The sequence below is a fragment of the Bradyrhizobium sp. STM 3557 genome, assembly GCF_045571465.1.
In the GTDB taxonomy this organism is placed as follows: domain Bacteria; phylum Pseudomonadota; class Alphaproteobacteria; order Rhizobiales; family Xanthobacteraceae; genus Bradyrhizobium.
The window spans coordinates 3,084,875-3,099,590 of the sequence record NZ_CP120697.1; the positions used below are offsets into that span (position 1 = coordinate 3,084,875).

7 protein-coding genes and 1 pseudogene are annotated in these 14,716 nt (G+C 64.7%); 6 read left to right on the forward strand and 2 right to left on the reverse strand.

All coding sequences use genetic code 11. From position 1 onward, the window contains the following. Positions 1-142 precede the first annotated feature (142 nt). The 5 genes from P6U24_RS13945 to P6U24_RS13965 all read left to right on the forward strand — a co-directional run bounded on the left by P6U24_RS13945 (position 143) and on the right by P6U24_RS13965 (position 10,664). Entirely contained in the window at positions 143-1,834 is a 1,692-nt protein-coding gene (locus tag P6U24_RS13945; RefSeq protein WP_407160457.1) for a methyl-accepting chemotaxis protein, read from the forward strand. A gap of 257 nt (positions 1,835-2,091) precedes the next feature. Then, positions 2,092-4,119: a methyl-accepting chemotaxis protein gene (locus tag P6U24_RS13950; protein ID WP_407159665.1), complete on the forward strand. Its 2,028-nt coding sequence runs from the start codon at positions 2,092-2,094 to the stop codon at positions 4,117-4,119. A gap of 275 nt (positions 4,120-4,394) precedes the next feature. Next, positions 4,395-6,086 (forward strand): methyl-accepting chemotaxis protein, encoded by a 1,692-nt coding sequence (locus P6U24_RS13955; RefSeq protein ID WP_407159666.1) that lies wholly within the window; start codon positions 4,395-4,397, stop codon positions 6,084-6,086. A gap of 194 nt (positions 6,087-6,280) precedes the next feature. Continuing rightward, complete coding sequence (locus P6U24_RS13960; protein WP_407159667.1) at positions 6,281-9,475, forward strand: efflux RND transporter permease subunit; 3,195 nt, start codon at positions 6,281-6,283, stop codon at positions 9,473-9,475. Further along, on the forward strand, positions 9,465-10,664 hold the full coding sequence (locus tag P6U24_RS13965; RefSeq protein WP_407159668.1) for an efflux RND transporter periplasmic adaptor subunit: 1,200 nt from the start codon (positions 9,465-9,467) through the stop codon (positions 10,662-10,664). The genes P6U24_RS13960 and P6U24_RS13965 overlap by 11 nt, the downstream gene beginning before the upstream one ends. Positions 10,665-11,176: 512 nt before the next feature. Here the strand turns inward: P6U24_RS13965 and P6U24_RS13970 are convergent. Continuing rightward, the gene (locus tag P6U24_RS13970; protein ID WP_407159669.1) at positions 11,177-12,703 is read right to left on the reverse strand and encodes an acetyl-CoA acetyltransferase; all 1,527 of its coding nucleotides are present in this window, start codon (positions 12,701-12,703) and stop codon (positions 11,177-11,179) included. 179 nt (positions 12,704-12,882) lie between these two features. On the opposite strand from P6U24_RS13970, the gene yghU reads away from it, so the two are divergent. Continuing rightward, positions 12,883-13,767 (forward strand): glutathione-dependent disulfide-bond oxidoreductase, encoded by an 885-nt coding sequence (gene yghU / locus P6U24_RS13975; RefSeq protein WP_407159670.1) that lies wholly within the window; start codon positions 12,883-12,885, stop codon positions 13,765-13,767. A gap of 192 nt (positions 13,768-13,959) precedes the next feature. Here the strand turns inward: yghU and P6U24_RS13980 are convergent. Then, positions 13,960-14,567, reverse strand: a pseudogene (locus P6U24_RS13980) (flavin reductase family protein). Between the last annotated feature and the right edge of the window lie 149 nt (positions 14,568-14,716).

Genomic DNA, 14,716 nt, shown 5'->3' on the forward strand with positions numbered 1-14,716 from the left:
TCCTACGGAGCGCTTCTTGATTCAGCCTTCAATTCCGGGCTCTGGCGGCGTCTCGGTTTGCAGCCGGCGGGCGGGCATCCGCTTGCCGGCACCAAATGACGTTGCCGCGCGCCTCGCGCCCAGAATGGAAGAGATGACATCCATGCTCGCCAAATATTCGATCCGTGCCAAGATCGTCACCGTCGCCGCGTTCCTGCTCGTTGCGATGACCGGCCTCGGATTGCTCGCGCTGAACAACATGCGCGCGATCCACGCCAACACGGTCGACATCGCGAGCAGCTGGCTGCCGAGCGTGCGGGTGCTGGGAGAGCTCGAGCAGAACGTCATCATGGCCCGCAATGTTGTTCGTGCCCATCTGCTTGCAGAAACACATGAAGACAAGGTGCGGGTCGAGACCCAGCTGAACGGTGTGTTCGAGGCCGTCCGTCGGAGCATTCAGGCCTATCAGCCGCTGATCACTTCGCCCGAGGAGCGCGCGCTCTATGACGAGTGGGCCAAGATCTGGGAGCAGTACAAGCGCGGCGTCGATGACGTGCTGGCCTTGTCGCGCAAGGAGGCCGGCCAGTTCCCGCGCGAAGCGAACGAGCTGAACTCCAAGAAGGTCAACAAGCTGCTGATCGACGGCGACGTGATCCTGAAGAAGGATATCGAGCTGAACAACAAAGGCGCCGACAAGGCTTCGGAGGAAGCAGCGGCGAGCTATTCATCCGCACTCTGGCTGGTGATTGCGATCCTTGCCGTGACGGTGATTGCCGGTATTGCGCTCAGCGCCGCGATGATCCGCGATGTCACGGCCGGCATCGCCTCGATCGTGAGGCCGATGCAGGCGCTGGGTCAGGGGGATCTCTCCGCCGAGGTGCCGCACCAGGGTGAGAAAACCGAGATTGGCGCGATGGCCGATGTGCTGCAGGTCTTCAAGCAGGCGCTGATCGCCAAGAAGGCCGCCGATGCCGCGGCCGCGCAGGACGCCGAGGCTAAGATCGAGCGCGGCCGTCGCGTCGACGGCATCACCCGCGAGTTCGAGGCCGTGATCGGCGAGATTGTCAACACGGTCTCCTCGGCCTCGAACCAGCTCGAAAGCTCGGCGGGATCGCTGACCTCGACCGCGGAGCGTTCGAAGCAGCTTGCGACCGCGGTCGCATCCGCCTCGGAGGAGGCGACCACCAACGTGCAGTCGGTGGCATTCTCGACCGAGGAGATGGCCTCCTCGATCACCGAGATCAGCCGCCAGGTGCAGGAATCCGCGCGCATGGCCGGCGATGCGGTCGGCCAGGCACGCACCACCACCGAGCGCGTCAGCGAATTGTCGAAGGCCGCCACCCGGATCGGCGACGTGGTCGAGTTGATCAACACCATCGCCGGGCAGACCAATCTCTTGGCGCTCAACGCCACCATCGAGGCGGCGCGTGCCGGCGATGCCGGCCGCGGCTTTGCGGTGGTCGCCTCCGAGGTGAAGGCATTGGCCGAGCAGACCGCGAAAGCGACCGGCGAGATCGGCCAGCAGATTTCCGGCATCCAGGCCGCGACCCAGGAATCGGTGAACGCGATCAAGGAAATTTCCTCGACCATCGAGCGGCTGTCGGAGATCTCCTCGACCATTGCCGCGGCGGTGGAGGAGCAGGGCGCTGCGACCCAGGAAATCTCCCGCAACGTGCAGCAGGCCGCGCACGGCACCCAGCAGGTCTCCTCCAACATCGCCGATGTCCAGCGCGGTTCGGCCGAGACCGGCTCGGCCTCCTCTCAGGTGCTGGCGGCAGCCAAGGCGCTGTCCGGCGATTCCAGCCGCCTGAAGCAGGAGGTCAGCCGCTTCCTGACTTCGGTTCGGGCTGCCTGATAAAGCGGCACGCGAGAGCGTTTCAAGCGAAGCGGACACCGGTTCGCGTCAAGAAAATAGGACACCCAGGCCGCGCATGGCCTGGATGTTCGCGCAATCGGATCGTAGCTCAACGGCGCGCGGCAAAAAGGCGCGCCGCGCGTACGGCAAACCAACAGCGCGGCAGCCCGGCATTAACGAGATTTAGGGAACCTCGCCTCTACACCTGATCATCCGGCTGTCGCGATCGAGGCCGGTCTATCCTGGTGGGTGGGGCAATGCAGTTCAATCGTATCGGAAACAAATTAGGTCTCGCCGGCGCCGTTGGGGCGCTTCTGGCGATCGGGATGATTGCAAATCAGCTCATTGCGGAGCGGGCCGTCGATGCTGCCAATGAGCGCGCCGACCGCTCACAACAGGTCGTCGAACACATCCTATCGGCAAACGTCAACATGCGGCAGACCAATCTCGGCGGACGTTCGGCGCGGCTGGCGCGCAACGCGGCCGAGGCCGACAAGGCGGCTGCGGACATCAAGCATTTCTCCGAGGCGATGATCGCAGATGTCGACGCCGCGCTGACGAATGCCAAGGCACCGGACGATCGCGAACGTCTGAACCGCCTCAAGGAGACGATGACGAGCTACACGAGCGGCGCCATTGACCTCGCAATGGCGCAGAAAGCGCTGCTGGCGCAGATCGACAAGCGCAACGACATTGCCAACGAGTGGGCCAAGGGGCTGCAGGCGATCGTGTCCTCGCCCGCATTGCCCAACCTCGCTTTCCGCGAGCGGGTCGAGCGGCAGCTTCGGACCGCCGATTCCAAGCTGAACACCATGCGCGCTTTGGCCTGGCAATACGGCATGACCGGCGATCCGGCTACGCTGACGCAGCTGAAGCAGACGGTGCCGGCGCTGCGGAGCACGCTGACCGACGCGCGCGTGCTGTCCGACGACAAGGACATCCAGGCGATGATCAGCAAGCTGACCGGCGTCGCGACCGAGTTCATGGCGTCGAACGATGAATCCGTCGAGATCGAGGCGGCGAAGGATGACCTGCTCAAGAACCGCACCACAAAGTATCTGACGCAGGCCGGCGAACTGATGGATGCTGCCGTGCAGTCGGCGCATCAGAAGAATGCCCGCGCCAAGGAGGAAGCCGCTGCGCAGGCGGCATGGGCCAGCCGCGTCACCATGATGATCGGCATTGCCGTCGTCGTCTCGGTGCTCGGCTCCGCCGTCTTCTCGTTCTTCGGCATCGCCCGGCCGATGACGCAGCTGAACGCCGCGCTTGGTGAGATGGCCCGCGGTCGGCTCGACATCAGCATTCCCGGCGCCGACCGCGGCGACGAGATCGGCGATCTCGCGAAGACCGTGACGGTGATCCGCACCAATGCCGAGGACAAGGCGCATGCCGAGGCCGCGGCGAAGACCGAGCAGGACGCGACGGCCGCGCGGCAGCGCAAGGCGGACATGCAGTCGCTTGCGCAGCAGTTCGAGGCCGTGATCGGCGAGATTGTCAACACGGTCTCCTCGGCCTCGAGCCAGCTCGAAAGCTCGGCGGGATCGCTGACCTCGACCGCGGACCGTTCGAAGCAGCTTGCGACCGCGGTCGCGTCGGCCTCGGAGGAGGCGACCACCAACGTGCAGTCGGTGGCGTCTTCGACCGAGGAGATGGCCTCCTCGATCACCGAGATCAGCCGCCAGGTGCAGGAATCCGCGCGCATGGCCGGCGATGCCGTTGGCCAGGCACGCACCACCACCGAGCGCGTCAGCGAATTGTCGAAGGCCGCCACCCGGATCGGCGACGTGGTCGAGTTGATCAACACCATCGCCGGGCAGACCAATCTCTTGGCGCTCAACGCCACCATCGAGGCGGCGCGTGCCGGCGATGCCGGCCGCGGCTTTGCGGTGGTCGCCTCCGAGGTGAAGGCATTGGCCGAGCAGACCGCGAAAGCGACCGGCGAGATCGGCCAGCAGATTTCCGGCATCCAGGCCGCGACCCAGGAATCGGTGAACGCGATCAAGGAAATTTCCTCGACCATCGAGCGGCTGTCGGAGATCTCCTCGACCATTGCCGCGGCGGTGGAGGAGCAGGGCGCTGCGACCCAGGAAATCTCCCGCAACGTGCAGCAGGCCGCGCACGGCACCCAGCAGGTCTCCTCCAACATCGCCGACGTCGAGCGTGGCGCAGCCGAGACCGGCTCGGCCTCCTCTCAGGTGCTGGCGGCAGCCAAGGCGCTGTCCGGTGATTCCAGCCGCCTGAAGCAGGAGGTCGGCAGGTTCCTGGCCTCGGTGCGCGCCGCCTGATTTGCAAGGGATGACGCGGGCGTCCTGTGCCTAAAGGACGATCGCCCGCGACAATTGAAGGGAGCCGTGGCCTGCGCCGCGGCTCCCTTTCTCGTTTCTGCGGGATCGTTTCATTGCGCGAGCCTTCGCGGCACGCCGCCTCGGGACGGTATTAATACGGTGCGGCATGTTAACGCGAGTTGAGGAACCCGCGTTTAGTCCTGCGTAACCATCACGTTCTTCAACGATGCGGACGTGCGATCTGATGCGCGCGCACGCAGGCCCGAGAGGTGTTCATGTTTGCAAATATGTCGATCCGCGCGAAGATCATCACGGTCGTCGCTTTCCTGCTCGTCGTCATGACCGGCATGGGCCTGCTTGCCGTCAGGAATATGCGGTCGATGAATGCCAACACGGTGGACATCACGACCAACTGGCTGCCCAGCGTCCGCGTGCTCGGCGAGCTGCGTGCCGGCACCATCACCTATCGCAACGTCATTCGCGAGCACATGCTCTCCGAGACGTTGGAGGATAAGCTGGCGCAGGAGAAGACGCTGCAGACCGTCGTCGAGAGCAATACCAGGATCCGCAAGAGCTACGAGGCTATGATCACTTCGCCGGAGGAACGGGCGCTCTATGACGAATGGGCCCGGCTCTGGACCGAGTACAAGGCGGGCACCGAAAAGGTGATGGAGCTGTCGCGCAAGGCCGCGGGCCAATACCCGAAGGAGGCTCATGACCTGAACACCAGCTCGGTCAACAAGATCGGGCTCAAGGCCGATGAGGTGCTGCAGAAGGACATCACGCTCAACAACGATGGGGCGTCCAAGGCCTCCAGCGACGCGGCCGAGACCTATTCCTCCGCCATCATGATCGTCGGGATGATGCTCGGTCTTGCCGTGATTGCAGGCGTGGCCGTCAGCTTCTTCCTGGTGCGCGACATCATCTCGGGCATCGCTTCCATCATCAAGCCGATGCAGGCGCTCGGCGAAGGCGATCTGTCCGCCGAGGTGCCGCACCGTGGCAAGACGACTGAAATGGGCGCGATGGCGGATGCGCTGCAGATCTTCAAGGAGGCGCTGATCGCCAAGAAGGCTGCCGACGAGGCCGCCGCGCGCGATGCCGAGGAGAAAATCGAGCGCGGCCGCCGCGTCGACGCCATCACCCGCAATTTCGAGGCCATGATCGGCGAGATCGTCAACACCGTGTCATCGGCGTCCTCGCAGCTCGAAGCCTCCGCCGGCACGCTGACCTCGACCGCCTCGCGGTCGCGGGAGCTCGCGACCGCGGTCGCATCCGCCTCGGAGGAAGCCACGTCCAACGTGCAGTCGGTCGCCTCCGCGACCGAGGAGCTGTCGTCCTCGGTCACCGAGATCAGCCGCCAGGTGCAGGAGTCAGCGCGCATGGCGGGCGATGCGGTCGGCCAGGCGCGCTCGACCACGGAGCGCGTCAGCGAGCTGTCGAAAGCCGCCACCCGCATCGGCGACGTCGTCGAGCTGATCAACACCATCGCAGGCCAGACCAACCTGTTGGCGCTGAATGCCACCATCGAGGCGGCGCGTGCCGGCGAGGCCGGCCGCGGCTTCGCGGTGGTCGCCTCTGAGGTGAAGGCGCTCGCGGAGCAGACCTCGAAGGCGACGGGTGAGATCGGTCAGCAGATCTCCGGCATCCAGGCCGCGACGCAGGACTCGGTGAACGCGATCAAGGAAATCTCCACGACCATCGAGCGGCTGTCGGAGATATCCTCGACGATTGCAGCGGCGGTGGAGGAGCAGGGCGCCGCAACCCAGGAAATCTCCCGCAACGTGCAGCAGGCCGCGCATGGCACCCAGCAGGTGTCCGCGAACATCGCCGATGTCGAGCGCGGCGCGGCCGAGACCGGCTCGGCTTCCACGCAAGTGTTGTCGGCAGCCAAGGCGCTCTCCGGCGACTCGAGCCGCCTGAAGCAGGAGGTCGGCAATTTCCTGAGCTCGGTGCGCGCGGCGTAAAACCTCCACGCGGGGAGCTGCCCGCTGAAACGGAATACGAGCCATGCGAACATGAAGCGGGCGATCGCGCGCGGGTAATGTGGAAGTGACGGCGGGCGTTTCCACGCCCGCTTGGCGATCCCGCGGACTTTGCGGTAGATCAATGCGAACACTCACGCATCTGGTCCGCCGCAGGCCTCGGAACTACCCCGTCCATGATTGCACTGGTCCGCATCGCCCTCAGCCGGCCGTACACTTTCGTTGTGCTCGCGCTGCTGCTTCTGATCGTTGGCCCCTTGGCCGCCTTGCGTACGCCGACGGATATCTTCCCCGATATCCGCATCCCCGTGATCGGCGTGGTCTGGCAGTATACCGGCCTGCCGCCGGACCAGATGGCCGGCCGCATCACGACCCCTTTCGAGCGGTCGCTGACCACCACCGTCAACGATATCGAGCACATTGTCGCCAACTCCTATAACGGCTTTGGCATCATCAAGATCTTCTTCCAGCCGGGCGTCGACATCCGCACCGCCAATGCGCAGGTCACCGCGATCTCGCAAACGCTTTTGAAGCAGATGCCGCCGGGCGCGACGCCGCCGCTGATCCTGAACTACTCGGCTTCCACGGTGCCGATCATCCAACTCGCGCTGTCGGGCGAGGGCCTGACCGAGCAGAACCTCGCCGACATCGGCATCAATCAGCTCCGCACCCCGCTGGTCACCGTGCCGGGCGCCGCGATCCCCTATCCGTTCGGCGGCAAGCAGCGCCAGGTGCAGATCGATCTCGATCCGACCGCGCTGCAGGCGCGTGGCCTGTCCGGCCAGGACGTCGCCAACGCGCTCGCTGCGCAGAACCTGATCACGCCGGTCGGCACCCAGAAGATCGGCCAGTTCGAGTACAACATCCAGCTCAACAACTCGCCGCTCAAAATGGACGAGCTCGGCAATTTGCCGATCAAGGCCGTCAATGGCGCGATGGTCTATGTCCGCGACGTCGCCTCGGTGCGCGACGGCAACCCGCCGCAGACCAATATCGTCCACGTCAACGGCAACCGTTCGGTGCTGATGATGGTGCTGAAGGCCGGCGCGACCTCGACGCTCGACATCATCTCCGGCATCAAGCAGAAGGTGATCGAGGTCAAGGATGCGCTGCCGGACGCGCTGAAGATCGGCTTCATCGGCGACCAGTCGGTGTTCGTGCGCAGCGCCATCGCAGGCGTCGCCTTCGAGGGCGTGATCGCCGCGCTCCTGACCAGCGTGATGATCCTCTTGTTTCTCGGCAGCTGGCGCTCGACCATCATCATCGCGGTGTCGATCCCGCTGTCGGTGCTCGGCGCGATCATCATGCTGGCGGCCGTCGGTGAGACGCTCAACATCATGACGCTCGGCGGGCTTGCGCTCGCCGTCGGCATCCTGGTCGATGACGCCACAGTCACCATCGAGAACATCAACTACCATCTCGAGCACGGCAAGGATGTCGAGCCCGCGATCATGGATGGCGCGCAGCAGATCGTGACGCCGGCCTTCGTCTCGTTGCTCTGCATCTGCATCGTGTTCGTGCCGATGTTCTTTCTCACCGGCGTCGCCCGCTTCCTGTTCGTGCCGATGGCCGAAGCGGTGATGTTCGCGATGCTGTGGTCGTTCATCCTGTCGCGCACCCTGGTGCCGACGATGGCGAAATACCTGCTCAAGCCCCATGTCGATCATGGCGAGGACGGCCCTCCGCGGACGCGCAATCCGCTGGTCCTGTTTCAGCGCGGCTTCGAGGCGCGGTTCGAGCGCATCCGCCTCGGCTATCGCGGCCTGTTGATGCTGGCGATGCAGGCGCGGGCGGTGTTCCTGCTGCTCTTTCTCGGCTTCGTCGGGCTGTCGTTCCTGCTCGTTCCCTATCTCGGCCGCAACTTCTTTCCATCCGTGGACGCCGGCGCCATCCTGATGCATGCGCGCACGCAAATCGGCACCCGCATCGAGGAGAGCGCCAATCAGTTCGCCGAGGTGCAGAAGGCGATCCGCAAGATCATTCCGCCGGCCGAGATCGAGACGGTGGCCGACAATATCGGCATGCCGATCTCCGGCATCAACATGACCTACAACAACACCGGCGTGATCGGCCCGCAGGACGGCGACATCCAGATCAAGCTCAGGGAAGGCCATCGTCCGACCGAGGAGTATGTGCGGGCGCTGCGGGAGCAACTGCCGCGCCAGTTCCCGGGCATGACCTTCGCCTTCCTCCCCGCCGACATCGTCAGCCAGATCCTCAATTTCGGCGCACCGGCGCCGATCGACCTGCAGGTGCGCGGCGCGGATATCGCCGGCAACTTCGCCTATGCCAACAAGCTGCTGGCGCGCATCAAGCACATTCCGGGGATCGCGGACGCGCGCATCCAGCAGTCGGCGAGTAGCCCGACCTTCAACATCGACGTCGACCGCACCCGCGCGCAATATGTCGGGCTGACCGAGCGCGACGTCACCAACAGCCTCGTGGTCAATCTCGCCGGCTCCTCGCAGGTGGCGCCGACCTATTACCTCAATCCCGACAATGGCGTGTCCTATTCGATCGTGATGCAGACGCCGCAGTTTGCGATCGACAGCCTCAGCAAGCTGGAGACGCTGCCGATCTCGGCGAGCGGCTCGGCTTCGGCGCCGATCCTGGGCGGCATCGCCGATATCAAGCGGTCGACCTCCAGCGCCGTGGTCTCGCAATACGACATCCAGTCGATGGTGCAGATCTACGCGACCACGCAAGGACGCGATCTCGGCGCGGTCTCCAACGACATCAAGACGCTGATCGCAGATAGTGCCAAGGAGGTGCCGAAGGGATCCTCGGTGGCGCTGCTCGGCCAGGTGCAGACCATGAACAGCGCCTTCTCGGGGTTGCTGTTCGGCCTGCTCGGCGCCGTCGTGCTGATCTATCTCTTGATCGTGGTGAACTTCCAGTCCTGGTCCGACCCGTTCGTCATCATCACCGCCTTGCCCTCGGCGCTCGCCGGCATCATCTGGATGCTGTTTCTGAGCCACACCACGCTGTCGGTGCCGGCGCTGACCGGCGCCATCATGTGCATGGGCGTCGCCACCGCCAACAGCGTGCTCGTGATCTCGTTCGCACGCGAGCGCTATGCCGAGCTGGGCGATCCCATCGCAGCTGCGATCGAGGCTGGCTTCGTGCGCTTCCGCCCGGTGCTCATGACGGCGCTCGCCATGATCATCGGCATGACGCCGATGGCGCTGGCGCTCGGCGAAGGCGGCGAACAGAACGCACCGCTCGGACGGGCTGTGATCGGTGGCCTGATATTTGCTACTTTCGCGACGTTGATGTTCGTCCCCGTCGTATTCAGCATGGTTCACAAGAAGCAGGCCGCCAAGGACAGCGTTGAGCAGGCCGCCGCACTGGAGACATCGCATGCCCACTGAGCCAACAAGTCGTCCAGTTTCGCGCTGGAAGCTCAGCCTGTTCGCTCTGGTGGTGGGCGTCGGCCTGGTCTTCATGGTTGTCACCGGCATCCGCGCCCGCGAGGACAATGACAGCAAGCTCAAGGAGTGGACCGACGATCAGGCCGTTCCGACGGTGGCGGTGATCGCACCCGATGCCAAGGTGCTGAGCAACACTCTCGATCTGCCGGGCCGGCTGGAGGCCTATTATCGGGCGCCGATCTTCGCCCGCGTCTCCGGCTATTTGAAGAGCTGGAGCGCCGATATCGGCGCTCAGGTCAAGGCCGGGCAGGTGATCGCCGAGATCGAGGCGCCCGATCTCGATCAGCAGCTTTTGCAGGCGCGCGCCGACCTCACCAGCCAGCAGGCCTCCGCCGCGCTGTCGGAAGCCACATTGAATCGCCGCAAGACGCTGATCGCCTCGAACTTCGTCTCGATGCAGGAGATCGACGAGCGCACGGCCGATCTCAACAACAAGAAGGCCGCGGTGAAATCCGGCGAGGCCAATGTCGAGCGGCTGGAGGTGCTGGCCGGCTACAAGAAGATCACCGCGCCGTTCGACGGCGTGGTCACTGCGCGCGACACCGATGTCGGCGCGCTGATCAATGCCGGCGGCGGCTCGACGCCGATGTTCGTCATCTCCGATATCAAGAAGCTGCGCGTCTATGTCAACGTGCCGCAGAACTATGTGCCGGCGGTGAAGATCGGCGCCAAGGCCAAGATCACGGTGCCGGAATATCCGAACCGGACCTTCACCGCGACGGTGGAGGCCTCTGCGCAGGCGGTCGATGTCTCGTCCGGCACCACGCGCATGCAGCTCGGCCTCGACAATTCCGGCGGCGAGCTGATGCCCGGCGGCTATGCCAGCGTCAAGCTCAACCTCGATCGCGGCACCGTGCCGCTGCATGTGCCCGCCAGCGCCGTGATCTTCGACCAGAGCGGCCTGCGCGTCGCCACTGTCGGCCCCGACGACAAGGTCAAGTTCAAGGCCGTCACCATCGCGCGCGACCTCGGCCGCAACATCGAGCTCGGCTCGGGCCTCACGGCGGAGGATCGCGTTATCGTCGCACCGCCGGATGGCCTGTCCGACGGCGACCAGGTCCGCATCGCCGGCCCCAAGAAGGATGCGAAACCCGAGAAGGTCTCCGAGGCGCAAGCGCCGAAGGGGTAGAGCCGCCTGACACTCGTAGAGAATCTCTTGGGCGCGATGCACATTGCTGCGCCTTCTCTCCTTGTGGGAGAGGGCAGCACCGCAGCTTGCTACATACTCGCTTGGGTGAGGGCTTGGTGCCACCATCACAAATCGTCTGCGAGGAGAGAAACCCCTCACCCGGCTCAATCTCACTTCGTTCGATTCGCCACCCTCTCCCACAAGGGGAGAGGGTGCACTGAGCCCGGGACAGCACCGCGCTAAATCATGATCCGAGACAAAGCCGGTTATCACGTTTTGGATCATCTAGTTCTCACTGTATCCACGGCAACGGTGCACCCTCTCCCCTTGTGGGAGAGGGTGGATCGCATGAGCGAAGCGAAATGCGAGCCGGGTGAGGGGTCTGTCTCGGCGGATGCAGACCCCTCATCCGGAGCTTCGCCACCTTTTCTCACAAGGGAAGAGGGTGTTCGGAATTTGCCGTGCGCTCCGCCTCACCAACGTCGTGGACTGCAGTGCACCGGGCTCCGCTTCTAACCCACCCGCCATTCCGGCACGCCATCGGCGGCCATCGTGATCTCGCCGAGGGAGCCGATCGGCGTGCGCTCCATGTCCATCAGATGTGCCAATGTCACGCTGTCGATCGCCGGCACTCGGGCCAGCGTGCGTGCGCCAGCCTCGGTGCGCAACATCACCACGCCGTGCTCGACCGCGCCATCGCGGCCATGGAGCGCGGTGAAGCTCTCGACCTGCCCGCGGCCCGAAGCCTCGGCGACGAATTCCGGCACCGCGCCGCGGCGGCGGTCCGCCTCCGCCTGCACGCTGACCTCCTGCGCCAGCGCGTCTTTCGGCGGCTCGCGCGAGACCACCAGCGCGTGATGCTTGGTGACGAAGCCACCCTGGCCGTAGAGCAGGCCGAGCTTTGCACCGTCGTTGGAACCATCACGCAGGCGTCGCACCATCGCGCAGGCGGCGTGCGTCATGTAGGTGTTGAGCGGCGCGCCGAAGAAGGTCAGCCCACCGGTCACGGTCGGCTCGACATCGCTGCCTAAGCCCAGCGTACGCCGGGCCATCTTCGGCACGCAGGGAAAGCAGCTATAGAGCTCGATCGCGTCGAAGGCGGCACCATTGCCGCCGGCGAGCGCCATCGCCGCTTGCAGCACCGCATTCTGCGGATGGCTCTCGGCGAACTGGTCGCGCATCAGATAGTCGCGCGGGTCCTCCGCCGATGCGCCGCCGAGCGGACAGATCAGGCGGCTCTCGGAAATCCCTGCGGCGCGTGCACGTGCCAGACTGGTGAGGATCAGCGCCGCGCCCATGTTCACCATCGGATTGGCCACCATCAGCTTGGTGTAGGGCCAGGCGATCGGACGGTTGTCGACTGAGGGCGTCGTGATCTCCTCCGGCGCGAAGTGCCGCTTCAGCCAGGCATTCGGATTGCTGGCAGCGACGGCGGAATAGCGCGACCACAACTCGCCCGACTCCGCCAATGCCTGCCGCGGCGTTTGCCCCCATGCGGCGCTGCTCGCGGCTTCGTAGAACGGATAGACGCTCACCGGTCGGAAGACGCCGAGCTTGACCGCGAGCGGTTTCTGGAATGCCGCGCCGCGTTTCGGCTCCTCGACATCGTGAGCGAACGGCGTCCAGGGCAGGGTGATGCCGGCGCGCTCGGCCTTGGTTGCGGTGGATTGCGCCTCGGCGCCGCAGACGGCTGCGACCTCGCATTCGCCGCGCGCGATCCGCAAGGCGGCCTCGTGCAGATAGCGGATCGGGCTCTCGCCGCCGACCGGACCGTAAGTGCAATGCGCAGGCTTGATGCCAAGCCGCCGCGCCAGCATCTGCTCCGGCTCGCGGTAGCGCCAGCTCAGGAAATTCACCACGTCGAGCGAGCCGATGTCGCCGATCAACTCTGCGCCTGCATCTGCTTCCGCGCGCCTGACCGCCTGCTCGAGCAGGGCCAGTGGCTCCAGGCCAGCGGCGATGTCGGCCGGCCGATCGACGATCTCGCCGATGCCGATGATGACGGGGATGCGCTCTGCGATCAGCGAATTGGCAGCCATGGCGTTTCCCAAAGTGCGACCTGATGGTCTGATATCGTTGTCTTGATCTGCGGTTCTGTCATCGCGGGCGGGAGGAGGCAATGCAGATTTGCGCAAGGCTGCCGAGTGCCCGCGCACTTCCGCCGGCCGCCATCCGTGCGTAGATAGGTCGCAATGAATGTCGAAGCCGGAGGATGCCCGTGACAGATGACGCGACCTATACGCCCCCGAAGGTCTGGACCTGGAACAAGCCGAGCGGCGGCCGCTTTGCCAACATCAATCGCCCGATCGCCGGTCCCACCCATGAGAAGGAATTGCCGGTCGGCCGTCATCCCTTGCAACTTTATTCTCTGGCAACGCCGAACGGCGTGAAAGTCACGGTGATGCTGGAGGAGCTGCTGGCGCTCGGCCACCAGCGGGCCGAATATGACGCCTGGCTGATCCGCATCAATGATGGCGACCAGTTCGGCTCGGGCTTCGTTGCAATCAATCCGAACTCCAAGATCCCGGCGCTGCTGGACCGCAGCGGCGACAAGCCGATCAGGGTGTTCGAGTCGGGCGCGATCCTGGTGTATCTCGCCGAGAAGTTCGGCAATGCGTTCCTGCCGACCGAGCCGGCCAAGCGCGCCGAATGCTTGTCCTGGCTGTTCTGGCAGATGGGCGCTGCGCCCTATCTCGGCGGCGGCTTCGGCCATTTCTATGCCTATGCGCCGACCAAGATCGAATATGCGATCGACCGCTTCGCCATGGAGGTGAAGCGTCAGCTCGACGTGCTCAACCGCCGGCTTGCGGAGAGCGAATATCTCGCAGGAAGCGACTACACGATTGCCGATATGGCAGTGTGGCCGTGGTACGGCGCGCTGTCGAAGGGCCTGCTCTATGAGAGCGGCGAATTTCTCTCGGTGCAGGACTACAAGCACGTGCAGCGCTGGACCGAAGAGATAGCCAAGCGTCCGGCCGTGAAGCGCGGCCGCATGGTCAATCGCGTCTCCGGCGATCCGAAGAGCCAGCTCCACGAGCGCCACGACGCGTCCGATTTCGACACCAAGACGCAGGACAAGATCGGGCAGGAGACGAAGAGCTGATTTTCCAGCGCTGCTGACTCCATGCACGCTGTCGTCCCGGCCTTGCGCCGGGACCCATAATCACAGGCCGCGGTGATCGCGATGGCTGTAGCTCCGGCCTGTTCGAACAAATAGCGTCGGTGATTATGGATCCCGGCTCCCGCTCGCTCCGCTCGCTTGGCCGGGACGACAGCGGTGTATACGGCAAGCTTATTACGCCCCCTTGGCCGGCGGAAAGTCCATGCGCTCGTTGGTCTTGCAATAGCGATCGGCGAACATGCGCCCGACGGGCTGGAAGCGCTCCATGTGCACGCGCATGGTTTCGCGATCCCATAATTCGTCGCGGATATAGAAGTTGACGCCTTCGCCGAACACCAGGCGGCGGTCGCCATTGACGTCGATGATCTTCCAGGTGCGGCATTCCATCGCGAACGGCGCATCCGCGAGGCGCGGCACGGCGATCGTGCTGGACGGCGCGAGCTGCAATCCGAGATGATCAGGTTCGCTGATCTCGGGAGGAAAGTCGCCGCCGGTCTCGTGCATCACTTGCGCCAGCGGCTCGTCGGTGATGTGCACCACGAACTCGCCAGCGCGCTGAATGTTGATAAGCGTGTCCTTGGTGCGGCCGTCCGGGCGAAGGTTGATCGCGAAGACGCAGAGCGGCGGGTCCTCGCCAAGCACGTTGAAGAACGAGACGGCGCCGCATTGACGAGCCCGGTCGGCCCGAGCGTCGTCACCCAGGCGATCGGCCGCGGCAGCACGAAGGAGGTCAGGATCTTGTAGCGCTCGCGCGGACTAAGATCGGCGGGGAGGTATTCCATGGAAGGGTCCTGCTGTGGGCGTCGATGAGCGCAACGGTAGTGCGGCACAGCGAGCCGAGAAAGCCGATAAAGCGGGCAGGCCTGCACGGAATACAACTGCCTTGATGACTGCGACTTGGTCGAGTCGTTCACTCCATGCGCTTCCATCT

Coding starts and splice junctions, on each gene's coding strand:
- P6U24_RS13945 (WP_407160457.1), top strand. CDS start 143: ATGCTCGCCAAATATTCGATCCGTGCCAAGATCGTCACCGTCGCCGCG.
- P6U24_RS13950 (WP_407159665.1), top strand. CDS start 2,092: ATGCAGTTCAATCGTATCGGAAACAAATTAGGTCTCGCCGGCGCCGTT.
- P6U24_RS13955 (WP_407159666.1), top strand. CDS start 4,395: ATGTTTGCAAATATGTCGATCCGCGCGAAGATCATCACGGTCGTCGCT.
- P6U24_RS13960 (WP_407159667.1), top strand. CDS start 6,281: ATGATTGCACTGGTCCGCATCGCCCTCAGCCGGCCGTACACTTTCGTT.
- P6U24_RS13965 (WP_407159668.1), top strand. CDS start 9,465: ATGCCCACTGAGCCAACAAGTCGTCCAGTTTCGCGCTGGAAGCTCAGC.
- P6U24_RS13970 (WP_407159669.1), bottom strand. CDS start 12,703: ATGGCTGCCAATTCGCTGATCGCAGAGCGCATCCCCGTCATCATCGGC.